This is a genomic window from Pseudomonas sp. NCHU5216, from assembly GCF_052156495.1.
Lineage (GTDB): Bacteria > Pseudomonadota > Gammaproteobacteria > Pseudomonadales > Pseudomonadaceae > Aquipseudomonas.
The window spans coordinates 12784-36025 of record NZ_JBQLIX010000052.1 but is presented as its reverse complement, the minus strand read 5'-3'; the positions used below and the strand labels follow the sequence as shown (position 1 = coordinate 36025).

Annotated in this window: 26 protein-coding genes; 18 read left to right on the top strand and 8 right to left on the bottom strand. The window is 64.8% G+C overall.

The window, feature by feature from the left end; genetic code table 11:
- Positions 1-216: 216 nt before the first annotated feature.
- On the bottom strand, positions 217-705 hold the full coding sequence (locus ACSVIK_RS23740; protein ID WP_442446606.1) for a DUF4124 domain-containing protein: 489 nt from the start codon (positions 703-705) through the stop codon (positions 217-219).
- A gap of 324 nt (positions 706-1029) precedes the next feature.
- Here ACSVIK_RS23740 and mgtE point away from each other — a divergent pair, with 324 nt between their 5' ends.
- On the top strand, positions 1030-2472 hold the full coding sequence (gene mgtE, locus ACSVIK_RS23735) for a magnesium transporter (RefSeq protein WP_442446605.1): 1443 nt from the start codon (positions 1030-1032) through the stop codon (positions 2470-2472).
- Here the strand turns inward: mgtE and ACSVIK_RS23730 are convergent, their stop codons facing one another.
- The 3 genes from ACSVIK_RS23730 to ACSVIK_RS23720 are packed head-to-tail and all read right to left on the bottom strand — an operon-like array spanning position 2473 to position 4027.
- On the bottom strand, positions 2473-2934 hold the full coding sequence (locus tag ACSVIK_RS23730; protein WP_442446604.1) for a nuclear transport factor 2 family protein: 462 nt from the start codon (positions 2932-2934) through the stop codon (positions 2473-2475).
- 29 nt (positions 2935-2963) lie between these two features.
- Positions 2964-3293, bottom strand: a complete 330-nt coding sequence (locus tag ACSVIK_RS23725; protein ID WP_442446603.1) for an Atu4866 domain-containing protein — start codon at positions 3291-3293, stop codon at positions 2964-2966.
- A gap of 11 nt (positions 3294-3304) precedes the next feature.
- Positions 3305-4027, bottom strand: a complete 723-nt coding sequence (locus tag ACSVIK_RS23720) for an SDR family oxidoreductase (RefSeq protein ID WP_442446602.1) — start codon at positions 4025-4027, stop codon at positions 3305-3307.
- A gap of 176 nt (positions 4028-4203) precedes the next feature.
- On the opposite strand from ACSVIK_RS23720, the gene ACSVIK_RS23715 reads away from it, so the two are divergent.
- From ACSVIK_RS23715 to ACSVIK_RS23700, 4 genes are all read left to right on the top strand, one after another.
- Positions 4204-5100, top strand: a complete 897-nt coding sequence (locus tag ACSVIK_RS23715) for an AraC family transcriptional regulator N-terminal domain-containing protein (protein ID WP_442446609.1) — start codon at positions 4204-4206, stop codon at positions 5098-5100.
- 188 nt (positions 5101-5288) lie between these two features.
- Positions 5289-5546, top strand: a complete 258-nt coding sequence (locus tag ACSVIK_RS23710; protein WP_442446608.1) for an OadG family protein — start codon at positions 5289-5291, stop codon at positions 5544-5546.
- A gap of 24 nt (positions 5547-5570) precedes the next feature.
- A complete protein-coding gene (oadA, locus tag ACSVIK_RS23705; protein WP_442446601.1) occupies positions 5571-7349 on the top strand; it encodes a sodium-extruding oxaloacetate decarboxylase subunit alpha in 1779 nt (592 codons plus the stop codon).
- Between the two features lie 10 nt (positions 7350-7359).
- Positions 7360-8496, top strand: coding sequence for a sodium ion-translocating decarboxylase subunit beta (locus ACSVIK_RS23700; protein WP_442446600.1), 1137 nt, complete (start codon positions 7360-7362; stop codon positions 8494-8496).
- Positions 8497-8559: 63 nt separating this feature from the next.
- Here the strand turns inward: ACSVIK_RS23700 and ACSVIK_RS23695 are convergent, their stop codons facing one another.
- Positions 8560-8877, bottom strand: coding sequence for an Arc family DNA-binding protein (locus tag ACSVIK_RS23695; RefSeq protein WP_442446599.1), 318 nt, complete (start codon positions 8875-8877; stop codon positions 8560-8562).
- Between the two features lie 397 nt (positions 8878-9274).
- On the opposite strand from ACSVIK_RS23695, the gene phnC reads away from it, so the two are divergent.
- The 13 genes from phnC (at position 9275) to phnP (ending at position 20045) form a co-directional block, all read left to right on the top strand.
- The gene (phnC, locus tag ACSVIK_RS23690; protein ID WP_442446598.1) at positions 9275-10099 is read left to right on the top strand and encodes a phosphonate ABC transporter ATP-binding protein; all 825 of its coding nucleotides are present in this window, start codon (positions 9275-9277) and stop codon (positions 10097-10099) included.
- Between the two features lie 54 nt (positions 10100-10153).
- Positions 10154-11155 (top strand): phosphonate ABC transporter substrate-binding protein, encoded by a 1002-nt coding sequence (gene phnD, locus ACSVIK_RS23685; protein ID WP_442446597.1) that lies wholly within the window; start codon positions 10154-10156, stop codon positions 11153-11155.
- Positions 11156-11237: 82 nt separating this feature from the next.
- On the top strand, positions 11238-12029 hold the full coding sequence (phnE, locus tag ACSVIK_RS23680; RefSeq protein WP_442446596.1) for a phosphonate ABC transporter, permease protein PhnE: 792 nt from the start codon (positions 11238-11240) through the stop codon (positions 12027-12029).
- 186 nt (positions 12030-12215) lie between these two features.
- Positions 12216-12914, top strand: a complete 699-nt coding sequence (phnF, locus tag ACSVIK_RS23675; protein ID WP_442446595.1) for a phosphonate metabolism transcriptional regulator PhnF — start codon at positions 12216-12218, stop codon at positions 12912-12914.
- Between the two features lie 11 nt (positions 12915-12925).
- A complete protein-coding gene (gene phnG, locus ACSVIK_RS23670) occupies positions 12926-13375 on the top strand; it encodes a phosphonate C-P lyase system protein PhnG (RefSeq protein ID WP_442446594.1) in 450 nt (149 codons plus the stop codon).
- Positions 13375-13986 carry a phosphonate C-P lyase system protein PhnH gene (phnH, locus tag ACSVIK_RS23665; protein ID WP_442446593.1) on the top strand — a complete coding sequence of 204 codons (612 nt, stop codon included), beginning with the start codon at positions 13375-13377 and terminating at the stop codon, positions 13984-13986. Before phnG ends, phnH begins: the two co-directional genes overlap by 1 nt.
- A complete protein-coding gene (locus ACSVIK_RS23660; protein WP_442446592.1) occupies positions 13986-15062 on the top strand; it encodes a carbon-phosphorus lyase complex subunit PhnI in 1077 nt (358 codons plus the stop codon). The genes phnH and ACSVIK_RS23660 overlap by 1 nt, the downstream gene beginning before the upstream one ends.
- Positions 15062-15940, top strand: a complete 879-nt coding sequence (locus ACSVIK_RS23655) for an alpha-D-ribose 1-methylphosphonate 5-phosphate C-P-lyase PhnJ (RefSeq protein WP_442446591.1) — start codon at positions 15062-15064, stop codon at positions 15938-15940. The genes ACSVIK_RS23660 and ACSVIK_RS23655 overlap by 1 nt, the downstream gene beginning before the upstream one ends.
- Positions 15937-16746 carry a phosphonate C-P lyase system protein PhnK gene (gene phnK / locus ACSVIK_RS23650; protein WP_442446590.1) on the top strand — a complete coding sequence of 270 codons (810 nt, stop codon included), beginning with the start codon at positions 15937-15939 and terminating at the stop codon, positions 16744-16746. Before ACSVIK_RS23655 ends, phnK begins: the two co-directional genes overlap by 4 nt.
- Before the next feature lie 126 nt (positions 16747-16872).
- Complete coding sequence (gene phnL / locus ACSVIK_RS23645) at positions 16873-17589, top strand: phosphonate C-P lyase system protein PhnL (RefSeq protein WP_442446589.1); 717 nt, start codon at positions 16873-16875, stop codon at positions 17587-17589.
- A complete protein-coding gene (locus tag ACSVIK_RS23640) occupies positions 17579-18724 on the top strand; it encodes an alpha-D-ribose 1-methylphosphonate 5-triphosphate diphosphatase (protein ID WP_442446588.1) in 1146 nt (381 codons plus the stop codon). The genes phnL and ACSVIK_RS23640 overlap by 11 nt, the downstream gene beginning before the upstream one ends.
- Positions 18724-19305 (top strand): phosphonate metabolism protein/1,5-bisphosphokinase (PRPP-forming) PhnN, encoded by a 582-nt coding sequence (gene phnN, locus ACSVIK_RS23635; RefSeq protein ID WP_442446587.1) that lies wholly within the window; start codon positions 18724-18726, stop codon positions 19303-19305. Before ACSVIK_RS23640 ends, phnN begins: the two co-directional genes overlap by 1 nt.
- Positions 19296-20045: a phosphonate metabolism protein PhnP gene (gene phnP / locus ACSVIK_RS23630; RefSeq protein WP_442446586.1), complete on the top strand. Its 750-nt coding sequence runs from the start codon at positions 19296-19298 to the stop codon at positions 20043-20045. The genes phnN and phnP overlap by 10 nt, the downstream gene beginning before the upstream one ends.
- Before the next feature lie 52 nt (positions 20046-20097).
- Here phnP and ACSVIK_RS23625 read toward each other — a convergent pair whose 3' ends face one another.
- The 3 genes from ACSVIK_RS23625 to ACSVIK_RS23615 form a co-directional block, all read right to left on the bottom strand.
- Positions 20098-20715 carry an NAD(P)H-dependent oxidoreductase gene (locus ACSVIK_RS23625; RefSeq protein ID WP_442446585.1) on the bottom strand — a complete coding sequence of 206 codons (618 nt, stop codon included), beginning with the start codon at positions 20713-20715 and terminating at the stop codon, positions 20098-20100.
- Positions 20708-22102, bottom strand: coding sequence for a class II fumarate hydratase (locus ACSVIK_RS23620; RefSeq protein WP_442446584.1), 1395 nt, complete (start codon positions 22100-22102; stop codon positions 20708-20710). Before ACSVIK_RS23620 ends, ACSVIK_RS23625 begins: the two co-directional genes overlap by 8 nt.
- Positions 22103-22174: 72 nt before the next feature.
- Entirely contained in the window at positions 22175-23185 is a 1011-nt protein-coding gene (locus ACSVIK_RS23615; protein ID WP_442446583.1) for a DUF2804 domain-containing protein, read from the bottom strand.
- Between the last annotated feature and the right edge of the window lie 57 nt (positions 23186-23242).

Here is a 23242-nt window from a genome sequence, read left to right as displayed (position 1 = left end):
ACCCCGGCGCAGCCGGGGCCGGATGGCGGGGGTGCGTTTCTTTTGCTTACTTTTCTTTGCGCATTTCAAAGAAAAGTGAGTCGCCCGAGGGGGCGAAACAAGGAGTTTCCGAACACACCGAAGCGGCGTCCAGAACACCCACCAGCACACAAACTTGCCAGTCCGGTGCCAACAAACATTCCTCCCGCCAAAATGCGAAGCCCCTTTCTTGGTGCGCTATTTCTTCACGCAGCCAGACGCGTCGAAATTGACCTGCTGGCGGTTGCCGCGCTTGTCATCGTAGTGATAACGCTGCCTGCCATTATGGCGGGTGATCCTGTCCGGCTTGCCCAGGCTGCTTTCCACGTCGGCCAGACTCATGCCTGGGCGAACCTCCTTACGGATGATCGCCTGGCGTCTTTCACGGCTTGTCAGCAGGTTGCCGCAGCCGTCGTCCTGCTGGCCGACTGTCACCACTTCCGCTGAATCGGCATGTTTGCGCCCGGAGTGACGAGAGGGATCTGCCAGTGGGATCGCCTTGCCGCTGCTGGGGGTGAGGTTTTGCGCCTCCTGCAGCTGCTGTTGCTGGTCGCTCTCGCAGCCATGGAGGGTGAAGGTGACATGGCCGTCGGCATCCATGCAGCGGAACACGCTGGTCGCCGAGCTGTCTTGAATAGGGGAGAGAAGCGCAGCGGCCAGTAGCGCTGCAAGGTGCGATCCGCGCATGAGTCGTCCTCCGTGACGTTTGCCTGTTTCAGCCTAAACCGTTTTTTCGCACTTACCAAGGTGTCCTGGCGGAGGTGGCCGGCGTCGCATAGCCTGAGTTTTCATGCGAGATCGAAGTTTGTAGCGCAAGCAATTGTTCTTGCCGCGCTTTTGTCACGTACAAAGCTGTTTTGCGGTGTTATCATTCGCCGTGTCAGCCCCGCCGGGGCTTGTGGAATACCACCATGGACTTACCCAGTAGTTACTCAATACTCCCCTCGAACAATCGTGTAAGACCTGATTGATCCCCTTTGGCGTGCCCGCCAACTGGGGGTGGAGCGCGCCATGACCGAAGTAGAAGCCAAGAAGCCGCAAGAGAGCCTGCAGGATCGCCTGGCCCAGGTGATCGAACTGCTGCATCGGCACAAGCTGGTGGAGGACCTGACTCACCGTCAGGAAGGCCAGCACAGAGACCGGGTCGAGAGCCTGGTACACCGGCAGAATCTCGCTGAGCTGCAGCGCAAGCTTGATGACGTGCACCCCGCTGACATCGCTCATATCCTCGAAGCCTTGCCTCTGGAAGACCGTCTGACCGTCTGGCAACTGGTCAAGGCCGAGCGCGACGGCGACATCCTGCTGGAAGTGTCCGACGCGGTGCGCGAAACCCTGATCGCCGACATGGACGATCACGAGATTCTCGCCGCCGCCAAGGATCTCGACGCCGACGAACTGGCTGACCTGGCGCCGGAACTGCCGCGCGACGTCGTCCACGAGCTGATGGAAACGCTCGATGCCCAGCAGCGCGAGCGCGTGCGTTCGGCCCTGTCCTACGAGGAGGATCAGGTCGGTGCGCTGATGGACTTCGAGATGGTTACCATCCGTGAGGACGTCAGCCTGGAAGTGGTGCTGCGCTACCTGCGCCGCTTGAAGGAGCTGCCGGGGCATACCGACAAGCTGTTCGTGGTCGACTACGACGGCGTGCTCAAGGGCGTGCTGCCGATCAAGCGCCTGCTGGTCAACGATCCGGAGAAGCAGGTCGGCGAGGTGATGGCCGACGATCCGGTGAGCTTCCATCCCGACGAGGACGGCTACGACGCCGCTCAGGCCTTCGAGCGTTATGACCTGATTTCCGCTCCTGTGGTGGACAAGAACGGCAAGCTGATCGGCCGTCTGACCATCGACGAGATGGTCGACCTGATCCGTGAGGAAAGCGAAAGCGAAGTGCTGAACATGGCCGGTCTGCGCGAGGAGGAAGACATCTTCGCCTCGGTGTGGAAGTCGGTACGCAACCGTTGGGCCTGGCTGGCGATTAACCTGGTCACGGCTTTCGTCGCTTCGCGGGTGATCGGCCTGTTCGAGGGTTCCATCGAGAAGCTGGTGGCGCTGGCGGCGCTGATGCCCATCGTCGCCGGCATTGGCGGCAACTCCGGCAACCAGACCATCACCATGATCGTGCGCGCCATGGCGCTGGATCAGGTCAGCACCGGCAATACCAAGCGCCTGCTGCGCAAGGAGCTGGGGGTGTCCCTGATCAACGGCATTCTCTGGGGCGGGGTGATCGGCGCCGTTGCCTATGGCCTCTACGGTAGCTGGTCGCTGGGTGTGGTGATGACCGCGGCGATGACCCTCAACCTGCTGCTGGCAGCGCTGATGGGGGTGCTGATCCCCATGACTCTGGCGCGCCTGGGGCGCGACCCGGCCATGGGCGCCAGCGTGATGATCACTGCCATGACCGACAGCGGTGGCTTCTTCATCTTCCTCGGCTTGGCCACGATCTTCCTGTTGTAATCAGTTCATCAGCTCGACCAGCCGCCAGGTATCGAGAAAGGCCGTGACCCGTGTGATTCGGCCGTTCTCCAGCTGCATGTGCCAGGAGTAACTGTTCTCGTAGCGACTGCCGTCCTTGGCGGTCGCTTGGCCATCCCAGTGCACGACCACGTAAGGCCCTTGCGCCACGATCTGGTGGACGGTGGGCACGATGGGCGTGGCCAGTTTGTCAGTGATGGGTTTGACTGCATCTTCCATGAACGCCTCTCGCGTGGTGTAAGTCCCGGAGTAAGGGCTGCTGCCGGCCACGACCCAGACGGCATCATCGGCCAGCAACTGGAAGATGCCGCCTTGACCTGCGCGCCAATCATCGAAGGCTTTCTGAATCAGGGCCTGATTGGCCGCGGTGTTGTCACTTGCCCATGCCGGGAGGCAGAGGGATGCGCTCAGTAGCAATGCGGCGATGATCTTGTGCATGTTCATGTGCATTTTTCCTTGGCTGATGGATAGTGCTATTCGTCTATTGGATTGCTTTTGCGGCGCAGTACCATGCCGCCGTGGTAGAGCACGTCGTTGATGAATTCACCATCGGCGGTAAAGCCGGTGTCGTCGACGTAGTCGATGTGGTTACCGGTGACGCGGTAGTTGCCCTGGTAGGCGCTTTCGCGATTGCCGCGTGCCTCGTCATAACGACCGTTGGCCAATAGCTCATGGCGGACATGGCCGTCGTCCGTTACCCACATGCCTACGTAAGGATGCGGGTTTTCGGATTGCGCCAGTGCCGCGCCGGGTAGCAAGGTGCCGCTGATCAGCAGTATCGCGACGGTGTTCTTCGCTGACATGGTGGTTTCCATCAATGCGGGCTGGCGGTAGGGCGCACGATGACTTCGCTGACGTCGACGTCTTCGGGCTGTTCGACTGCATAGGCCACCGCGCGGGCAATGGCGTCCGGGGTGATGGCGATACGGCGGAAAGCCTTCATCGCATCGCGGGCACTGGCGTCGGTGATGCTGTCGGCCAGCTCGGACTCGACCACGCCGGGGCAGATGGTGGTGACGCGGATGCGCTCGCTCTCCTGGCGCAGGCCCTCGGATATGGCCCAGACCGCATACTTGGTGGCGCAGTACACCGCCGCAGTGGGGGAAACGGCATGTGCGCCGATGGAGGCAATGTTGATCACCTGGCCGCGCCCACGTGCTTCCATGCCCGGCAGCACGGCGGCGATGCCATGCAGCACGCCCCGTACATTGACGTCGAGCATGCGGTTCCACTCGTCCACCTTCAGCGCGTTGAGCGGTGATAGCGGCATGACCCCGGCGTTGTTGACGATGACGTCGACAACGCCGTGGTGGGCCTCGGCATATTCGACGAAGGCCTGCATGTCATCCAATTGGCTGACGTCGAGAGCGCGGCAGGATGCGCTCAGACCTTGTGCCTGCAGCTCTTGTGCGAGTATCTGCAAGCGTTCGATGCGGCGGGCGCCGAGTACCACCTGATGGCCCAGGCTGGCGAGGTGTCTGGCGATGGCTTCGCCGATGCCGCTGCTGGCGCCGGTGATGAGGATGACTTTGCTCATGTCGGTCTCCGTTGCGTTATGGAGCCTTCATGCTAGGCAGGGGTAGGGCGTCTGCTAAGTCTCGTTACTCTTTCGATATTGCCTATTTCTATTGAGCACTCTCTACAATGTGCCGGTATTCATCACGAGCGAGTGCCTGAGGCATGAATGCGAGTTCCGAGAGCATGAAGCAGCGCATGGTCGAGTTGATGCTGCGCCTGGCCCCGGAAGAGGGCTATACCGCGGCGCAGCTCGACGGCGTCACCTACATGCGTTCCGACCGGCCGCTACCGGTGACGCCGGCGCTGTACGAGCCGAGCATCGTGATCGTGATTCAGGGGCGCAAGCGCGGGCTGCACGACGGCAATCTCTACATCTACGATGCGCAGCACTATCTGGTGCTGGCGCTGCCTTTGCCGTTCTCCATCGAAACCGAGGCGACTGCCGAGGAGCCCATGCTGGGGGTGGCGCTACGGGTCGATCCGCTGCTGGTGGCCGAACTGGTGATGGATCTGGACGAGCCCCCGGCCAATGCGCCGGCAATGCTTTATTCAAGCCCGATGGATGCACGCCTGAGCGATGCGACACTGCGCCTGCTGGAGGCGTTGGCCGACCCGGACGAGGTGCGTCTGCTCGGGCCATCGATCGTGCGCGAGATCGTCTTTCGCGTGCTGCAGGGTGAGCAGGGGAGCGGTTTGCGCGCGACCTTGGCACAGAACAGCCATTTCGGTCGCATCGCGCGCGTTCTGCAGCGCATTCACCGCGATTATCAGGAATCGCTCGATGTGCCTGCGCTGGCCGAAATCGCCAGCATGAGCGTGCCGGCCTTTCATGTGCACTTCAAGGCGATGACCAGTCGCTCGCCGCTGCAGTACCTCAAGGCCATACGCTTGCATCAGGCGCGCCTGCTGATGATTCGCAGCGACATGAGCGCGATCAGTGCAGCTCAGCGCGTTGGCTATGAGAGCCCGTCGCAGTTCAGTCGTGAGTTCAAGCGTCTGTTCGGGCGCACGCCTGGCGATGAAACGCGCCATTTCAAGCAGCTTCTCGCTCTGGCGCCAGCGGTCGATACCACCGTGCGCTCGGTCTCCTGAGCGCTGCCGTAGAGCCTGCCTCCTTCTTTGGTAGTGGTCACTACGTAGATGGCCTGTCCGACCTCTCTGGCGTTTGCTTCAAACGCTCGTTTCAGGCTAAGGTTCGGCAGCTTTGCCCAGGCGCTGACCCTGGGCGCTCCTGATCAATAATGAATGCAGCCACCAAGCTGCTGGCCAAAGGAGCCAAGATGACCCCCAGTGAACTGTTGCTCGAGGGTGTCGAACTCATGCTGTTCGGCATGGGTTCCGTGTTCGTCTTTCTGATCATGCTGGTCGTGGTGGTCAGCCTGATGTCACGCCTTATCGCGACCTTCGCGTCGCCCGCCGCCAATCCCATCGTTACTTCCGCAGTGCCCAGTGCTCGGCCGGCCAACCCTGTGCCGGACGCGGACACGCTGGCCGCCATCCAATCCGCCATTGCCCAGCACCGCGCCCGTCGCGGTTGATTCAGGTACAGAGGGAGCACCTGTATGACTGCCGTAAAACAAGCACTCGGCATTACCGATGTGGTGTTACGTGACGCCCATCAATCGATCCTGGCGACGCGTCTGCGTCTGGAGGACATGCTGCCGATCGCGCCCAAGCTCGATCAGGTCGGCTTCTGGTCGGTGGAGTCCTGGGGTGGCGCCACCTTCGATGCCTGCATCCGTTACCTGGGTGAAGACCCCTGGCAGCGCATCCGCGAACTGAAGAAGGCCATGCCCAACACCCGCCAGCAGATGCTGCTGCGCGGGCAGAATCTGCTGGGCTACCGCCACTATGCCGATGATGTGGTGGAAAAATTCGTCGAGCGCGCGGCCATCAATGGCGTTGACGTGTTCCGCGTGTTCGATGCGATGAACGATCCGCGCAACCTGCAAACCGCGCTCAAGGCCGTCAAACAGCAGGGCAAGCATGCCCAGGGCACCATCTCTTACACCACCAGCCCGGTGCATACCCTCGAAATGTGGGTCGACCTGGCCAAGCAGATCGAGGACATGGGCGCCGATTCGGTGGCGATCAAGGACATGGCCGGCATCCTCACCCCCTACACCGCGTTCGAGCTGGTGTCGCGCCTGAAAGCCAGCCTGGCCATTCCGATCCACATGCAGTGCCACGCCACGGCGGGACTGTCCTCGGTGGCCATTCTCAAGGCGGTGGAGGCCGGTATCGACAATGTCGACACCGCCATCTCCTCGTTGTCGATGACCTACGGCCACTCGCCGACCGAGTCGGTGGTGGCCATGTTCCAGGGCAGTGAGCGCGACACCGGGCTCAATCTGGAGCTGCTGGAAGAGATCGCCGCTTACTTCCGCGAGGTGCGCAAGAAGTATGCGAAGTTCGAGGGCAACCTCAAGGGCGTCGATTCGCGCATTCTGGTGGCTCAGGTGCCGGGCGGCATGCTCACCAACATGGAAAGCCAGCTCAAGGAGCAGGGCGCCCAGGACAAGTTCGACCAGGTGCTGGCCGAGATTCCGCGCGTGCGCGAAGACCTGGGGTTCATCCCGCTGGTGACGCCCACCTCGCAGATTGTCGGTACCCAGGCGGTGATCAACGTGCTCACCGGCGAGCGCTACAAGTCCATCACCAAGGAAACCGCCGGCGTGCTCAAGGGCGAATACGGTGCGGCACCTGCTGCCTTCAACGCCGAACTGCAGGCGCGCGTGCTCGATGGCGCCGAGGCCATCACCTGCCGCCCGGCCGACCTGCTGGACGCCGAGATGGACAAGCTGACCGCCGAGCTCAGGGGTATTGCCCGGGAGAAGGGCATCAAGCTCGCCGCTGACGAGATCGACGATGTGCTGACCTACGCACTGTTCCCGCAGATCGGTTTGAAATTCCTGGAGAACCGTGGCAACCCGGCGGCCTTCGAGCCGGCGCCCACCGGCCAGGAAGCACCTGCCCGCGAGGCTGGCAAGCCGGAGGTCTATACCGTCGAGGTCAGTGGCAAGTCCTTCGTCGTGCAGGTCAATGAAGGTGGCGATATCGAGGGCATCAAGCCTATCGGTGCTGCTTCGAGCGCCGCGCCCGCGGCGGCCCAGGTCGCGGCCGGTGGCGGTGAGCCGCAGGCGGCGCCGCTAGCCGGCAATATCTTCAAGGTGTTGGTGCAGCCAGGCCAGGCCGTGGAGGAGGGGCAACTGGTGATCATCCTCGAAGCGATGAAGATGGAAACCGAGATCCGTGCCTTCAAGGCCGGCACCGTCGGCGCGGTCAACGTCAAGGTGGGTGATGCGGTGGCGGTGGGCGACAGCCTGCTGACCATCGGCTGAGGGGCGCGCCATGGACAAGCTGCTCAAGCTCTGGCAGAGCACCGGCCTGTATCACTTGGAGCCGGGTCAGGCCTTCATGATCGCGGTGTGCATGCTGCTGATCTACCTGGCCATCCGGAAGGGCTTCGAGCCTCTGCTGTTGATCCCCATCGGTTTCGGCGGCCTGCTGTCGAACATCCCGGTGGCCAATATGGCCGAAGGGGCGGGTTTCCTGCATCTGATCTACGAAGTGGGGCTGCCCACCAGCATCTTCCCGCTGCTGATCTTCCTCGGCGTTGGCGCCATGACCGATTTCGGTCCGATGCTGGCCAACCCCAAGACCCTGCTGCTGGGGGCCGCCGCGCAGTTCGGTATCTTCGGCACCCTGATGGGGGCGTTGGCGATCACCGCTCTGGGCATTCCGGGCATGGAATTCACCCTCAAGGAGGCGGCGTCCATCGCCATCATCGGCGGGGCGGACGGGCCGACCTCGATCTTCGTCACCTCCAAGTTGGCGCCACACCTGCTCGGCCCCATCGCCGTTGCCGCCTATGCCTACATGGCGCTGGTGCCACTGCTGCAACCGCCGATCATGCGGGCGCTGACCACCAAGGAGGAACGCGCCATCGTCATGCAGCAACTGCGTCCGGTGGGGCAGACCGAGAAGATCGTCTTCCCCATCGTGCTGTGCATCCTCATCGGCCTGCTGCTGCCCGATGCCGCACCGCTGATCGGCATGTTCGCCCTCGGCAACCTGTTGCGCGAGGCCGGGGTGGTCGAACGTCTGGCCGATACCTCGCGCAACGCGCTGATCAATATCGTCACCATCTTCCTCGGCCTGACCGTGGGCTCGAAGCTGTCGGCAGAAGCCTTCCTGCAGCTCAAGACCCTGGGCATCCTGCTGTTGGGCATGCTGGCGTTCTGCGCCGGTACGGCGGCTGGGGTGCTGATGGCCAAGCTGATGAACCTGTTCAGCAGCAACAAGGTCAACCCGCTGATAGGTTCGGCAGGCGTGTCGGCGGTGCCGATGGCAGCGCGGGTGTCGAACAAGGTGGGGCTGGAGGCCAATCCGCAGAACTTCCTGCTGATGCACGCCATGGGGCCGAACGTGGCCGGGGTGATCGGCTCGGCGGTGGCGGCGGGGGTGCTGCTCAGTTTTGTCGGCTGACAGGCTTCTTGCAGGCAATAAAAAACCGGCTTTGAAAGCCGGTTTTTTCATGGCTCGTCCGCTTCAGGCTTCCTCGGCGGCCATCTCCGCGTCATGAGCGATCAGGGCGACCAGGGCGGTCTGCTGGCGGCGCGACAACTGACGGAAACGCTGTAACAGCTCGCGTTCGTGCAGCGACAGTTCTGGGCTGTCGATGCTCAGGTTGAGGTCATCACTCAAAGCCCCTTCCTGCAGCATGCTCTGCTCCAGGCGGGCAATGATTTCCGAGTTCATGCTGCGGTGATGATTGCGTGCTACGTCAGCGATGCGCTCACGCATACCATCAGGCAAGCGAACGACGAATTTGTCAGCCGTGCGGCTGGAGTAGGTAGCCTGTTTCATAGGGCGCTTACATTACCGGTTAGTTCAAGAAGCGATACTGGTAGTCAGTGTCGAGATTGTCACCGGATTCGACCCTCTTTGACACTAGCCGTTCAACCAATATCGCGTTGTGCGTCTTTATGACCCGATGGTCACATGAACAGTTCCTTGACGCCAATTGCATGACGATTGTGGTCCAGGTAAAGGCTTTATGCCAGCACCGATTGTCAGAAATGAGCACTGCTCAGCATAACCTTGTCGCTTCGACGCGCTGCAAAGCAAAACGTTCAAACCTCTCGTCATTCAATGGTCATCTTCGGTTCACTGGTCTGACATAGCTTACGCCTACCTTGGTCTACACCAGTGGGCGGTCGAGTGCTGCCCGTCACATTTATCGGTGATTGTGAGGCCAGGGCACATGAGCGCAGCGATTCGAGTCGAGCATCTGAACAAGACCTTCGGGCGCAAACAGGCCTTGTTCGATCTGGCCCTGTCGGTACAGCCGGGGGAGATGGTGGCACTGATCGGTGCATCCGGCTCGGGCAAGTCGACCCTGCTGCGGCATCTGGCTGGCCTGGCGCGCGGTGATGCTGGGCGCATCGAGGTGCTCGGGCGCCCGGTGCAGAGCGAGGGGCACCTGAGCGGGGACGTGCGCCGTCAGCGTGCCGACATCGGTTACATCTTTCAGCAGTTCAATCTGGTCGGGCGCCTCAGCGTGCTGCAGAACGTGCTGCTCGGCGGCCTCGGCCGTATGCCGCGCTGGCGCGGCAGCCTGAGCCTGTTCAACCCGCAGGAGAAGCAGCGCGCCATGCAGGCGCTGGAACGGGTCGGCCTGGCCCAGTTCGCCGCCCAGCGCGCCTCGACCCTGTCCGGTGGCCAGCAGCAGCGGGTGGCCATCGCCCGTGCGCTGTGCCAGCAGGCCGAGGTGATCCTCGCCGATGAGCCCATCGCCTCGCTCGACCCGGAGTCGGCGCGCAAGGTCATGGAGATTCTCGCCGACATCAACCGCCGTGACGGCAAGACCGTGGTGGTGACACTGCATCAGGTGGATTACGCCGTGCGCTATTGCCCACGTGCAGTGGCGCTCAAGGATGGTCGCATCCATTTCGATGGTTCCACCGCCGATTTCAACCCCGAGTTCCTCAACGACCTCTACGGCGGCGATCTCGATATCGACCTGCTGCTGCCGCAAGGGCAGCGCCCTCGTGCCGCGGTGCGCCAGCTAGTGCTGGCCAAGGTTTGACGCCGCTACCTAATCCGAACCACCCCCCGCCAACCCGCAACAGGAGTGTGCTCCATGTTCAAACGCATCGGCCAGGTGCTGGCTGCCTCTGCGCTCGTCACCGGTTCCCTGCTGGGCTCGGCCCAGGCCGCCGAGGAACTCAACTTCGGCATCATCTCCACCGAGTCCTCGCAGAACCTCAAGACCATGTGGGATCCCTTCCTGGCCGACATGAGCAAGCAGACCGGGATCAAGATCAACGCCTTCTTCGCCCCCGACTATGCCGGGATCATCCAGGGCATGCGTTTCGACAAGGTGGACGTGGCCTGGTACGGCAACAAGGCGGCGATGGAAGCGGTGGATCGCGCCGGCGGCGAGATCTTCGCCCAGACCGTGGCGGCCAACGGCGCCCCGGGCTACTACAGCCTGCTGGTGGCGCACAAGGACAGCCCGATCGACTCGGTGCAGGACATGCTCAAGAACGCCTCCAGCCTGACCTTCGCCAACGGCGACCCGAACTCCACCTCCGGCTATCTGGTGCCGGGCTATTACGTCTTCGCCAAGAACAACGTCGACGCCAACAAGATCTTCAAGCGTTCGCTCAACGGCAGCCACGAGGTCAATGCGCTGTCGGTGGCCAACAAGCAGGTCGACGTCGGCACCTTCAACAGCGAAGGCATGGAGCGTCTGGAAGTGACCGCGCCGGACAAGGCCGCACAGCTCAAGGTGATCTGGAAATCGCCGCTGATTCCGTCCGACCCCATCGTCTGGCGCAAGAACCTGCCGCAGGAAACCCGCGACAAGCTGCGCAACTTCTTCATGACCTACGGCGCCACGCCGGAACAGAAGAAGGTGCTGGCAGACCTGCAGTGGGGCCAGTTCAGGGCTTCGGACAACGACCAGTTGCTGCCGATCCGCCAGCTCGAGCTGTTCAAGAAGCGTACCGAAGTGGCCAACAGCACCACGCTCAAGGACGCCGACAAGCAGGCCCAGCTCAAGGAGCTGGATGCCGAGCTGGCCAAGTTGCAGCAGCGCATGGCCGAGCTTGAGCAGCAAAACGGCGCCAGCGCCGGTTGAGCTTCGCAGCCGCCCCGCGAGAGTGGGGCGGCTCTCGAAAAGCTCGCCGCTGAAGCGCCTCCCACAGGATCGAGACTTACCCATGACCACTCTGACTACCTCCACCTCGGTGGAAGGCGGCAAGCGTAGCTGGCTGCAACTGATCGGCTGGGGGCTGTTTTTCGCCGTGCTCGCCTGGTCCTGGCAGGGCGCGGAAATGAACCCGCTGGCCCTGCTGCGTGACGGCGGCAACATGGCCACCTTCGCTGCCGACTTCTTCCCGCCGGATTTCAGCGACTGGCGGCTCTATCTCAAGGAGATGGTGACCACCGTGCAGATCGCCCTGTGGGGCACGGTGCTGGCCATCCTCTGCGCCATCCCGCTGGGCATTCTCTGCTCCGAAAACATCGTGCCCTGGTGGGTGTACCAACCGGTGCGGCGGGTGATGGATGCCTGCCGTTCGATCAACGAAATGGTCTTCGCCATGCTCTTCGTCGTCGCGGTCGGGCTGGGGCCCTTCGCCGGCGTGCTGGCGCTGTTCATCAGCACCACCGGGGTGCTGGCCAAGCTCTTCGCCGAAGCGGTGGAGGCCATCGATCCGGGGCCGGTGGAAGGGGTGCGCGCCACCGGCGCCAGCGCCCTGCAGGAGGTGATCTTCGGCGTCATCCCACAGGTGCTGCCGCTGTGGATCTCCTACTCGCTGTACCGCTTCGAGTCCAACGTGCGTTCGGCCACTGTGGTCGGCATGGTCGGCGCAGGCGGCATCGGGGTGATCCTCTGGGAGGCCATTCGCGGCTTCCAGTTCGGCCAGACCTGCGCCTTGCTGATCGTGATCATCCTGGTGGTGAGCGCCATCGACATCCTGTCACAACGGTTGCGCAAACTCTTTATCTGAAAGGACGGGAGGGCGCCTGCGCACATCATGTGAAAACGTAGCGAGCGAAGGTCAGGCAAGGCAAAAAGCGGCGAAGAAGCGCAGTTTACGAGCTGTAAATGAGCATTTTGAGCCGTTTTTTAACGCAGCATGGCCGAGCGCAGCAGTTTTCACACACTGTGCGAGCGCCCTTTTCAGAGCATTAACATGTCTAGACAAGATCAGCCCCTGTACCGCGAACTGGCCGCAGTGCTGCGCGAAGAGCTGCAGTGCCTGAGCCCAGGCGATTACCTGCCGGGTGAAGTGCAACTGGCCGCGCGTTTTGCCGTCAACCGTCATACCCTGCGCCGCGCGGTGGACGAGCTGGTGCTCGAGGGGCGCCTGTTGCGACGCCAGGGCAAGGGCACCCAGGTGCTGGCCAAGCCCTTGGTGTATCCGGTCGAGGCGGGCAGTGCCTTCAGTCAGTCGCTGTCGGCGCTGGGCTACCGCGTCGAGGCGCAGTTGCTTGAGCGCCTGAAACGCATGGCCAGCAGCGAGGAGTGCCGCCACCTGCAACTGCCCGATGGCAGCGAGCTGATCGAGCTTGCCACCCTGCGCCTGCTCGATGGCCAGCCGCTGAGCCTGATCCGCCATCGTTTCTGCGCCAGCCTGGCGCCCTTGCTGGCTGATTACCAGGGCGGCTCGCTGCGCCAGTATCTGGCCGCGCGCGACCTGCCCCTGGTGCGCACCTTCAGCCTGATCGGCGCGCGCCTGCCCAGCCGCGACGAGGCCGCGCACCTGCTGATGCCGCGCCATGCGCCGCTGCTCAGCGTGCTGACCCTGTCCCGTGATTCCCATGGCCGGGCGGTGGAGCTGGCGCAGTCCAGCAGCCGCGCCGACCGCTTCCAGTACCAGGTTGCCACCTGATGGAGACCCGCATGAAGCAATCCGACCCGAACATCGCCGCGCGCCAGCGCTGGATGGGCGTGCTGGCCCGCGCCGGCGCCGCCCTGGATGCCCACGAGGCGGCGCTCAAGGACAGTGCCTACCAACTGATCCGCGCGCCCGAGGTGGGCATGACCCTGGTGCGCGGACGTATGGGCGGCACCGGTAGCGCCTTCAACCTCGGCGAGATGACCGTGACCCGCTGCGTGGTGCGCCTGGCCGATGGCCGTACCGGCTACAGCTACCTGGCCGGCCGCGACAAGCGCCGCGCCGAACTGGCCGCCCTGGCCGACGCCCATCTGCAGGGTAGCGACCAGGCGCGCTGGCTGGATGATCTGATCGAACCCCTGGCCCGCCAGCAGCGTGAACGACGCCTGGCTCGGGCCGCCCGCAGCGCCACCACCCAGGTGGAGTTCTTCACCCTGGTCAGAGGAGAGGATTGATGACTACGCCGCACGGCTCGCACTGGCTGCAACCGGCTTTCGACGACCCGGTGCTGGATGCCCAGGTCAGCTTCCGCGCTGCCCTCGGAGCCCTGGCCGAACCGGGTCTACCCCGCGCCATGGATCGCGCCCACGCCCTGGGTGAGCTGGCTCCGGCCACCTATGGCCTGTGCCTGGCCTTTCTCGACAGCGACACGCCGCTGTGGCTGGCGCCGCGTTTCGATACGCCGCTGATCCGCGCCAACCTGGCCTTCCACTGTGGTTGCCCGATCGTCGCCGAGCGCGAGATCGCTCTGTTCGCGCTGCTCGACGAAACCGAGCTGGCCGACCTGTCGGACTTCGACAACGGCAGCGAGCGCTACCCGGATCAGTCCTGCACGCTGCTGATTCAGCTGCACGACCTGCGTGCCGGCCCGGCGCTGCGCTGGCGTGGCCCTGGGATCAAGGACGTGCGCAGCGTCAACCTGCCGTTGCCCGCCACCTTCTGGCGCCAGCGCGAGATGCGCAGCGCCTTTCCCCGTGGCCTGGATTGCTTCTTCGCCGCCGCTGGCGAAGTGATCGGCCTGCCGCGCAGCACCCGAGTGCTGCTGGAAACCGAGGAGGCTGCCTGATGTATGTTGCCGTCAAGGGTGGCGAACGCGCCATCGACAACGCTCATCGCTTGCTGGCTAGCCGTCGCCGGGGTGATACCGCCATCGCCGAGCTGGAAGTGGAGCAGGTGCGTCAGCAACTGCCGCTGGCCGTGGCCCGGGTGATGAGCGAGGGCTCGCTGTACGACGAGCAACTGGCCGCGCTGGCCATCAAGCAGGCCGCTGGCGACCTGATGGAGGCCATCTTCCTCCTGCGTGCCTACCGCACCACGCTGCCGCGCTTCGGCGCTAGCGAACCGCTGGACAGCACGAACATGCAGGTGGAACGACGCATCTCCGCCACCTTCAAGGACTTGCCAGGTGGCCAGGTGCTCGGCCCGACCTTCGACTACACCCACCGCCTGCTGGACTTCGCCCTGCTGGCCGAGGGTGATTACCCGGCACCGGAAACCTCAGTCGGCGATGAGCCCAAGCCCTGCCCACGGGTGCTGGATTTTCTTGCCGACGAAGGCCTGATGGCCCGCGAGATGGATGACGGCGCACCGGTGCCGGATATCACCCGCGAACCATTGGCCTTTCCCGCCAGCCGCGCCGAGCGTCTGCAGGCATTGGCCCGTGGCGACGAGGGCTTCCTCCTGGCCCTGGGCTATTCCACCCAGCGCGGCTACGGGCGCAACCACCCCTTTGCCGGGGAAATCCGCATCGGCGATGTCGAGGTATGGATGACGCCCGCCGAACTGGGCTTCGCCGTGCCGCTGGGCGACATCGAAATCACCGAGTGCGAGATGGTCAACCAGTTCGTCGGTGAGACTGCCGAGCAGGCGCAGTTCACCCGTGGCTACGGCCTGGCCTTCGGCTATGCCGAGCGCAAGGCCATGGGCATGGCCCTGGTCGACCGCGCCCTGCGTGCCGGTGAATACGGCGAAGAGGTACAGGGCCCGGCGCAGGAAGAGGAATTCGTGCTGATGCACTGCGACAACGTCGAGGCGGCGGGCTTCGTCTCGCACCTCAAGCTGCCGCACTACGTCGACTTCCAGGCCGAACTGGAACTGATCCGCAAGCTGCGCCGCCAGGCGCCGGCAGAGGAGAACCGCTGATGAATCTGTCTACCGCAAGCGGCGCCCGTGAGGCGTCGGCCTACAACTTCGCCTATCTGGACGAGCAGACCAAACGCATGATCCGTCGCGGCCTGCTCAAGGCCGTGGCCATCCCCGGTTACCAGGTGCCCTTCGGTGGCCGCGAGATGCCGCTGCCCTATGGCTGGGGCACTGGCGGCATGCAACTGACCGCCGCCATCCTCGGTGCGGACGACGTGCTCAAGGTGATCGACCAGGGCGCCGACGACACCACCAACGCCGTGTCGATCCGCCGCTTCTTCGCCCGTACCGCCGGTGTCGCCACCACCGAGCGCACGGTGGAGGCCAGCGTCATCCAGACCCGCCACCGCATCCCGGAAACGCCGCTTTCGGCCGGGCAGATCATGGTCTACCAGGTGCCGATCCCCGAGCCGCTGCGCTTCATCGAACCGAGCGAGCAGGAGACGCGCACCATGCATGCGCTGGAGGACTACGGCGTGATGCACGTCAAGCTGTACGAGGACATCGCCACCTTCGGCCATATCGCCACCGCCTATGCCTACCCGGTGACGGTGGACGAGCGCTACGTGATGGATCCGTCGCCGATCCCCAAGTTCGACAACCCCAAGCTGGACATGAGCCCGGCGCTGATGCTGTTCGGCGCCGGCCGCGAGAAGCGTCTGTACGCCGTGCCGCCCTATACCCAGGTGGTCAGCCTGGACTTCGAGGATCACCCCTTCGCCGTGCAGCAGTGGGACGAGTGCTGCGCCTTCTGCGGCAGCACGGAATCTTTCCTCGACGAGCTGATCGTCGACGACGCCGGCAGCAAGCGCTACGTCTGCTCTGACACCGACTACTGCCGCCAGCGCAGCGAGCGCCTCAAGGAGAACCTGCAATGAGCGCCGCCGAACGTCTGCAAGCTGCCGAGCAAACGCCTGAGCCGCTGTTCTCGGTAAGCGACCTGACCCGCCTGTACGGCCCGGACAAGGGCTGCCAGGGGGTGAGCTTCGACCTCTATCCCGGCGAGGTGCTGGGCATCGTCGGCGAGTCCGGTTCGGGCAAGTCCACCTTGCTCGGCCTGCTCTCCGGGCGCTGCCCGCCGGATCGCGGCACGGTGAACTACCGTAGCCGCGACGGCCGGTGGCTCGACCTGTACAGCGCCAGCGAGGCCGAGCGACGCACCTTGCTGCGTACCGAGTGGGGCTTCGTCGAGCAGAACCCGCGTGATGGCCTGCGCATGGCGGTATCGGCCGGCGCCAACATCGGCGAACGGCTGATGGCCCAGGGCGTGCGCCATTACGGCGAGCTGCGCGCCGCCGGGCTGCACTGGCTGGATCAGGTGGAGATCGACCTGGCGCGTATCGACGACCTGCCGCGCACCTTTTCCGGCGGCATGCAACAGCGCCTGCAGATCGCCCGCAACCTGGTCTCCGCGCCGCGTCTGGTGTTCATGGACGAGCCGACCGGGGGGCTGGATGTCTCCGTGCAGGCGCGCCTGCTCGACCTGCTGCGCGGCCTGGTACGCGAGCTGGATCTGGCGGTGGTGATCGTCACCCATGACCTGGCGGTGGCTCGCCTGTTGGCCGACCGGCTGATGGTAATGCGCCGCTCGCGCGTGGTGGAGGCGGGGCTGACCGACCAGATTCTCGACGACCCGCAGCATCCCTATTCGCAACTGCTGGTGTCGTCGGTGTTGCAACCCTGATGACGCACCGCAATCGCCAACCCGTAGCCCGGATGCAATCCGCGCAAGCCGTGCCAGCCATCCCCGGATTGCATCCGGGCTACGACCAATAGCAACAGCTCGCTCCTACGAGGCAGAGAGGATCGAATGAACAACCTGATCGAGGTCAGCGGCCTCAGCAAGACCTTCACCCTGCATCAACAGAACGGCGTCGTCCTGCAGGTGCTGCGCGACCTGAACTTCGCCGTGCGCGGCGGTGAGTGCCTGGTGCTGGCCGGCCAGTCCGGTGCCGGCAAGTCGACCCTGCTGCGCACGCTGTACGGCAACTACCTGGCCAGCAGCGGCAGCATCCGCATCCTGCATGAGGGGCGCCCGGTGGAACTGGTCGGCGCCCAGCCGCGTCGTGTACTGGAGGTGCGCCGGCAGAGTCTGGGTTATGTCAGCCAGTTCCTGCGGGTGATCCCGCGCGTCTCCACTCTCGACGTGGTGATGGAGCCGGCGCTGGCGCGTGGCTGGCCGCGCAGCGACGCCGAGGCACGGGCCAAGGCGCTGCTGACGCGGCTGAACATTCCCGAGGCGTTGTGGCAACTGGCGCCGGGCACCTTCTCCGGTGGCGAGCAACAGCGCGTCAACATCGCCCGCGGCTTTATGGTGGAGTGGCCGGTGCTGCTGCTCGACGAGCCCACCGCCTCGCTGGACGAGGCCAACCGCCAGGTGGTGCTGGAGCTGATCGACGAGGCCAAGGTGGCCGGCAGCGCGCTGATCGGCATTTTTCACGATCGTACGGCCCGCGAGGCGGTGGCCGACCGTTACCTCGACATGAGCGCTTTTGCAGCGCAACCGGAGTATGTCTATGTCGTCTGAACAGATTCTCGGCAATGCCCGTATCGTCACCGCCGAGCGTGAATTCCTTGGCACCCTGTTGTTGCGCGATGGCCTGATCGCAGCGGTGGATGAAGGCACCAGCCGTCTGCCGCAGGCTCAGGATCTCGCTGGCGACTACCTGCTGCCGGGTCTGGTGGAGCTGCACACCGACAACCTGGAAAAGCACATGAGCCCCAGACCGGGTGTGGACTGGCCATCGGCCTCGGCGGTGCTGACCCATGATGCGCAGATCGTCGCCGCCGGCATCACCACGGTGTTCGATGCGCTGGCCATCGGTGACATCAACCCACGCGGCAAGCGCATGCAGCAACTGCCGGCCATGATCGAGGCCATCGCCGCCAGCGAGGCAGCCGGGCAGACCCGCGCCGAGCACCGCCTGCACCTGCGCTGCGAGCTGTGCCACCCCGATGCCCTGGCCGTTTACCGTGACCTGGTGGAGCACCCGCTGGTGGCGCTGGTGTCGGTGATGGATCACTCGCCCGGCCAGCGCCAGTTCGCCAAGCTGGAGAAGTACCGCGAGTACTACATGGGCAAGTACCACCTGAGCCCGGCGGAGATGGAGGTGTTCATCCAGGAGCAGATCGCCAACTCGCGCCAGTACAGCGACCGCCAGCGCCAGGCCATAGTCGAAGACTGCCACGCCCGTGGCATATCGGTGGCCAGCCACGACGACGCGACCCTGGCCCACGTACAGGAGTCGGCCGGTTTCGGCATGGCCATCGCCGAATTCCCGACTACTCTGGAAGCCGCCCAAGCCAGCCACGAGCTGGGCCTGAAGGTGCTGATGGGCGCGCCGAACCTTGTGCGCGGCGGCTCGCACTCGGGCAATATCGCCGCCGCCGAGCTGGCCCGGTATGGTGTGCTGGACATCCTCTCCAGCGATTACTACCCGGCCAGCCTGCTGCATGCTGCCTGGCTGCTCGCCGGCCAGGACAACGACTATGATTTACCAGCGGCCATCGCCACCGTGAGCCGCGCACCGGCCAGGGCGGCCGGTATGGATGATCGCGGCGAGATCCGCGTCGGCCTGCGTGCCGACCTGGTTCAGGCCAGGGTGCATGGCGCGCAGCCGGTGATTCAGCAGGTGTGGCGGCAAGCACGAAGGGTGTTCTGATGCGGGGCAGGTTGATCTATCTGATGGGGCCTTCGGGCTCGGGCAAGGACAGCCTGTTGCAGGCGGCGCGGGCGCCGCTGGAGGCGCGTGGCTGCCGTTTCGCCCGGCGGGTGATCACCCGCAGCCCCGAGGCGGTGGGCGAGGATGCCGTGGGGGTGACCCCGGCCGAATTCCAGCGCCTGGAGGGCGAGGGCGCCTTCGCCCTGAGCTGGCAGGCCAACGGCCTGGCCTACGGTATCCCCCGTGAGATCGACGACTGGCTGGACGCCGGGCAGGATGTATTGATCAATGGCTCGCGCGGTCATCTCGACGCCGCCCGTCGGCGCTACCCGAAGCTGCTGGCCATCGTGCTGCAAGTCGACGAGGCGGTACTGCGCCAGCGTTTGCTGGCCCGTGGCCGGGAAACCCCGGAACAGATCGAGGCACGCCTGGCGCGCAGCCGCAGCTTTGCTTCTGTGGGAGGCGCTTCAGCGGCGACTGTCGCGCAGGAGCACCTTTGCGTTCTAGACAACTCCGGCCCCCTCGAGGACACCCTCAGCCGCCTGCTGCACCTGCTCGACGAGCATCGTCAATGCGCCTGACCCTGCTCGGCACCGGCGATGCCCGCCAGGTGCCCGTTTACAACTGCGACTGCCCGGCCTGCGCGGCGGCCCGCACGCAACCGGCGCGACGCCGTGGCCCCTGCTGCGCGCTGATCGAATGTGGCGCACAGCGCTGGCTGATCGACAGCGGCCTGAGCGATCTGACCGAGCGCTTCGCGCCGCACAGCCTCAGCGGCATCCTGCAGACCCACTATCACGCCGACCATGCCCAGGGCCTGCTACATCTGCGCTGGGGCCAGGGCCTTGTGATTCCGGTGCATGGCCCGGATGACCCGGAAGGCCTGGCCGATCTGTACAAGCACCCCGGTATTCTCGATTTCAGCCAGCCCTTCGCCGCCTTCGAGTGCCGCCAGTTGGGCGAATTGAGCGTCACCGCATTGCCGCTGAACCATTCCAAACCGACTTTCGGCTATCTGCTGGAGAGCGAGGGCAGGCGCATCGCCTACCTCACCGATACGGTCGGCGTGCCCGAGGCCAGTTGCCTGATACTGGAACGCGCGCCGCTGGATCTGCTGGTGCTCGATTGCTCCACCGCGCCGCAGCCGGTGGCACCGCGCAACCACAACGACCTGACCCGCGCACTGGAAATCATCCAGCGCTTGCAGCCGAAACAGGCCGTATTGACCCATATCGGTCATAGTTTCGATGCCTGGCTGCTGGCGCATCCCGACGCCCTGCCAGCAGGCGTAAGCCTGGCCCGCGACGGTTTGCTGCTGTAGCCCGGATGCAATCCGGGGCCGTCCGAGGAAGCATTCCCGGATTGCATCCGGCCTACGCCTTGCTGCCCAGCGCTTCGGCCTTGCGCAACCAGGCCTGGCGCTGCTCCTCGCTGGCCGGGCGCACTGGGGCGAACTCAGCCAGGCGCCGCGTCCTGATGCCGCAGAAACCGAGAATGGTGCGCACCATTTGCCGGTGCGCCGGGGCGCCGTAGATCCAGCGGAAGTACCAGGGCGGGGTGTCCAAGGTCACCAGCAGGTCGGCGCTGCGGCCACTGAGCAGCTTGTCCCAGAGTTGCGAGCGGTTGCGGTACTTGAAGGCGAAACCAGGCAGGAATACCCGGTCGAAGAAGCCCTTGAGCAAGGCCGGCACACCACCCCACCACACCGGGTAGACGAACACCAGGTGCTCGGCCCAGTGGATCAGGCGCTGGGCCTCCAGCAGATCGGGCTCCAGGGGCTGGCTCTGTGCGTAGCCGTCATGCAGGATCGGGTCGAACTGCAACTCGCCCAGACGCAGTTGCCGCACCACATGGCCCTTGCTGCGCGCGCCCTGGCTGTAGGCCTCGGCCAGGGCGTGGCACAGGCTGTTCTGCTTGGGTGTGCCGAGAATCAGCAGAATGCGCTTGCCATCGCCCTCCAGCGGCGTTGCGCCGCTCTTGCCCTCACTCATGCCGCCCGGCTCCGAGCATGTCCTGTGGTCGTACCCATTGGTCGAACTCTTCTTCGCTGAGGTAGCCGAGCTGCAAGGCCGCCTGGCGCAGGGTGCTGCCCTCGGCGTAGGCCTTCTTGGCGATTTCCGCGGCCTTGTCGTAGCCGATGTGCGGGTTGAGCGCGGTGACCAGCATCAGGCCGTTCTCCAGATGCGCGGCCATCTTCGCGGCGTCCGGCTGCAGGTCGGCCACGCAGTGCTGCTGGAAGTTGCGGCAGCCATCGGCGAGCAGGCGGATCGACTGCAGCAGGTTATGGATGATCACCGGCTTGAATACGTTGAGCTGCAGGTGGCCCTGGCTGGCGGCGAAGCCGATGGTGGCGTCGTTGCCCAGCACCTGGCAGGCGAGCATCGACAGCGCCTCGCACTGGGTCGGGTTGACCTTGCCGGGCATGATCGAGCTGCCCGGCTCGTTGGCCGGCAGGCGCACCTCGGCGAAGCCGGCACGCGGCCCGGAGCCGAGCAGGCGCAGGTCGTTGGCCAGTTTCATCAGGGCCACGGCCAGGGTCTTCAGGGCGCCGGAAAGCTGCACCAGCGGTTCGTGACCGGACAGTGCGGCGAACTTGTTCGCTGCGCTGGTCAGCGGCAGGCCGGTGAGGGCGGCCAGCTCGGCGGCGATGGCTTCGGCGAAACCGGCCGGGGCATTGAGGCCGGTGCCCACGGCGGTGCCACCCTGGGCCAACTCGCAGACCGCCGGCAAGGCGGCGCGAATGGCCGCTTCGGCATGGCCGAGCTGGGCGACGAAGGCGGACAGCTCCTGGCCGAAGGTGATCGGTGTGGCGTCCATCAGGTGGGTGCGCCCGGTCTTGACCAGGTTGGCATGGCGCTGCGCCTGTTCCTGCAGGCCATCGCGCAGCTCCGCCAGCGCCGGCAGCAGGCAATGGCGTACAGCCTGTGCGGCGGCGATGTGCATGGCGGTGGGGAAGCAGTCGTTGGAGCTCTGTGCGCGGTTGACGTGGTCGTTGGGGTGCACCGGGCTCTTGCCGCCGCGCTGGCCGCCGGCCAGCTCGTTGGCGCGGCCGGCGATCACCTCGTTGACGTTCATGTTGCTCTGCGTGCCGCTGCCGGTCTGCCAGACCACCAGGGGGAACTGGGCGTCATGCTGCCCTTCGAGCACTTCGTCGGCGGCCTGCTCGATCAGCCGGGCGATGTCGGCGGGCAGTTCACCGCTGCGGCTGTTGACCCGTGCGGCGGCCTTCTTGATCAGCGCCAGGGCGTGCAGCACGGCCAGTGGCATGCGCTCGGCGCCGATGGCGAAGTTGATCAGCGAGCGCTGGGTCTGCGCGCCCCAGTAGGCGTCGTTGGGGACTTCGATGGGGCCGATGCTGTCGGTTTCGGTGCGGCTCATGGCGATCTCCTGGCTGTAGCAAGGTTGCTGGCAGTTTAGGTCGCGCCGTTGCGCACTGGTTCCACGCGCATATCACCAGCGGGCATGGGTCTCGCCGAGCCAGCCCAGGGCACCGTCGACCGGTACGCGCTCGCCTTGCGGGCCGCGCAACACACCATGGTAGTCGCCGAACCATTGCTGGGTGTCGGCATGGAAGGGTCCGAATCTGGGATGGGCGCGGTGCAACTGACGGGGTGTGAAGCTCAGATTCACCCGGTCATCGTCGCTGTGCAACTGCCAGGGGGCCAGGGCGTTGTGTGCTGACTGGCTGACATGCAACGGACTGCTCAGCGGCGACAGCTCGCCGCCGAACCACAGGGCGTTCTCCGACAGGCCGCTGTAGTCCAGCCAGCCGGCGCCGAAGTTGCCGGCGATACCGCCCGGCGCCGCGAAGGTGGCGCGCTGCCAGTAACTGTTGAGGGGCCAGACGCCACGGCCAAAGTCGAGAGCGGCGAAGCTCTGGCCTGGGCTGCAGGCATAGTGACGCTGCCCCAGTTGCACGCTGCCGAGTGTCGGCATGCCGAGCTGCCGGCTACAGGCGTGGAAGCCGCCATGGGCCAGCGGGGCGACCAGATTGAGCGATTCCAGGTGCGCCGGGCGCTGGATATCCAGCGCCACTTGCAGGGCATGGCCGCCGATATCCGGCGCCGCGGCGGTCAGGCGCAGGCGGCCGGGGTGCTCGTCGATGCGTAGTTGCAGGCGTGAATGCAGAAAGACGTGGCTTTCCTGGGGCAGGTCGGGCAGGTGGCAGCCCAGGCCGAAGGGGCGCAACTGGGTGTGGGCCACCGCCAGGCCGCTTTCCATATCTAGGAAATAGAGGGCGCCATAGCCGATGTAGTCGAGGTCGGCCAGGGTCAGCGAGAGCATCCACTGCGGATTGGTGATGCACCAGTGGTTCCAGCGCTTGCGTCGCCCGGGATGGCCGTGCAGCGCGCAATGCACTTGAGGCCGCGGTGTGAGGCCGATGGCATCGGGCAGCAAGCGGCCCTTGCGATCGCACAGGGGCTGGGGGGTGAAGGCTAGGGGAGTGGCGAAACTGTTCATCGAGCACGTCCATGTGTGTGCGGGGCGGCAAGTGACTGCCAGATGGCAGTCATTGGG

Excerpts from the sequence above, each read along its gene's own strand:
- ACSVIK_RS23740 (WP_442446606.1), bottom strand. The coding sequence starts at position 705 with ATGCGCGGATCGCACCTTGCAGCGCTACTGGCCGCTGCGCTTCTCTCC.
- mgtE (WP_442446605.1), top strand. The coding sequence starts at position 1,030 with ATGACCGAAGTAGAAGCCAAGAAGCCGCAAGAGAGCCTGCAGGATCGC.
- ACSVIK_RS23730 (WP_442446604.1), bottom strand. The coding sequence starts at position 2,934 with ATGAACATGCACAAGATCATCGCCGCATTGCTACTGAGCGCATCCCTC.
- ACSVIK_RS23725 (WP_442446603.1), bottom strand. The coding sequence starts at position 3,293 with ATGTCAGCGAAGAACACCGTCGCGATACTGCTGATCAGCGGCACCTTG.
- ACSVIK_RS23720 (WP_442446602.1), bottom strand. The coding sequence starts at position 4,027 with ATGAGCAAAGTCATCCTCATCACCGGCGCCAGCAGCGGCATCGGCGAA.
- ACSVIK_RS23715 (WP_442446609.1), top strand. The coding sequence starts at position 4,204 with ATGGTCGAGTTGATGCTGCGCCTGGCCCCGGAAGAGGGCTATACCGCG.
- ACSVIK_RS23710 (WP_442446608.1), top strand. The coding sequence starts at position 5,289 with ATGACCCCCAGTGAACTGTTGCTCGAGGGTGTCGAACTCATGCTGTTC.
- oadA (WP_442446601.1), top strand. The coding sequence starts at position 5,571 with ATGACTGCCGTAAAACAAGCACTCGGCATTACCGATGTGGTGTTACGT.
- ACSVIK_RS23700 (WP_442446600.1), top strand. The coding sequence starts at position 7,360 with ATGGACAAGCTGCTCAAGCTCTGGCAGAGCACCGGCCTGTATCACTTG.
- ACSVIK_RS23695 (WP_442446599.1), bottom strand. The coding sequence starts at position 8,877 with ATGAAACAGGCTACCTACTCCAGCCGCACGGCTGACAAATTCGTCGTT.
- phnC (WP_442446598.1), top strand. The coding sequence starts at position 9,275 with ATGAGCGCAGCGATTCGAGTCGAGCATCTGAACAAGACCTTCGGGCGC.
- phnD (WP_442446597.1), top strand. The coding sequence starts at position 10,154 with ATGTTCAAACGCATCGGCCAGGTGCTGGCTGCCTCTGCGCTCGTCACC.
- phnE (WP_442446596.1), top strand. The coding sequence starts at position 11,238 with ATGACCACTCTGACTACCTCCACCTCGGTGGAAGGCGGCAAGCGTAGC.
- phnF (WP_442446595.1), top strand. The coding sequence starts at position 12,216 with ATGTCTAGACAAGATCAGCCCCTGTACCGCGAACTGGCCGCAGTGCTG.
- phnG (WP_442446594.1), top strand. The coding sequence starts at position 12,926 with ATGAAGCAATCCGACCCGAACATCGCCGCGCGCCAGCGCTGGATGGGC.
- phnH (WP_442446593.1), top strand. The coding sequence starts at position 13,375 with ATGACTACGCCGCACGGCTCGCACTGGCTGCAACCGGCTTTCGACGAC.
- ACSVIK_RS23660 (WP_442446592.1), top strand. The coding sequence starts at position 13,986 with ATGTATGTTGCCGTCAAGGGTGGCGAACGCGCCATCGACAACGCTCAT.
- ACSVIK_RS23655 (WP_442446591.1), top strand. The coding sequence starts at position 15,062 with ATGAATCTGTCTACCGCAAGCGGCGCCCGTGAGGCGTCGGCCTACAAC.
- phnK (WP_442446590.1), top strand. The coding sequence starts at position 15,937 with ATGAGCGCCGCCGAACGTCTGCAAGCTGCCGAGCAAACGCCTGAGCCG.
- phnL (WP_442446589.1), top strand. The coding sequence starts at position 16,873 with ATGAACAACCTGATCGAGGTCAGCGGCCTCAGCAAGACCTTCACCCTG.
- ACSVIK_RS23640 (WP_442446588.1), top strand. The coding sequence starts at position 17,579 with ATGTCGTCTGAACAGATTCTCGGCAATGCCCGTATCGTCACCGCCGAG.
- phnN (WP_442446587.1), top strand. The coding sequence starts at position 18,724 with ATGCGGGGCAGGTTGATCTATCTGATGGGGCCTTCGGGCTCGGGCAAG.
- phnP (WP_442446586.1), top strand. The coding sequence starts at position 19,296 with ATGCGCCTGACCCTGCTCGGCACCGGCGATGCCCGCCAGGTGCCCGTT.
- ACSVIK_RS23625 (WP_442446585.1), bottom strand. The coding sequence starts at position 20,715 with ATGAGTGAGGGCAAGAGCGGCGCAACGCCGCTGGAGGGCGATGGCAAG.
- ACSVIK_RS23620 (WP_442446584.1), bottom strand. The coding sequence starts at position 22,102 with ATGAGCCGCACCGAAACCGACAGCATCGGCCCCATCGAAGTCCCCAAC.
- ACSVIK_RS23615 (WP_442446583.1), bottom strand. The coding sequence starts at position 23,185 with ATGAACAGTTTCGCCACTCCCCTAGCCTTCACCCCCCAGCCCCTGTGC.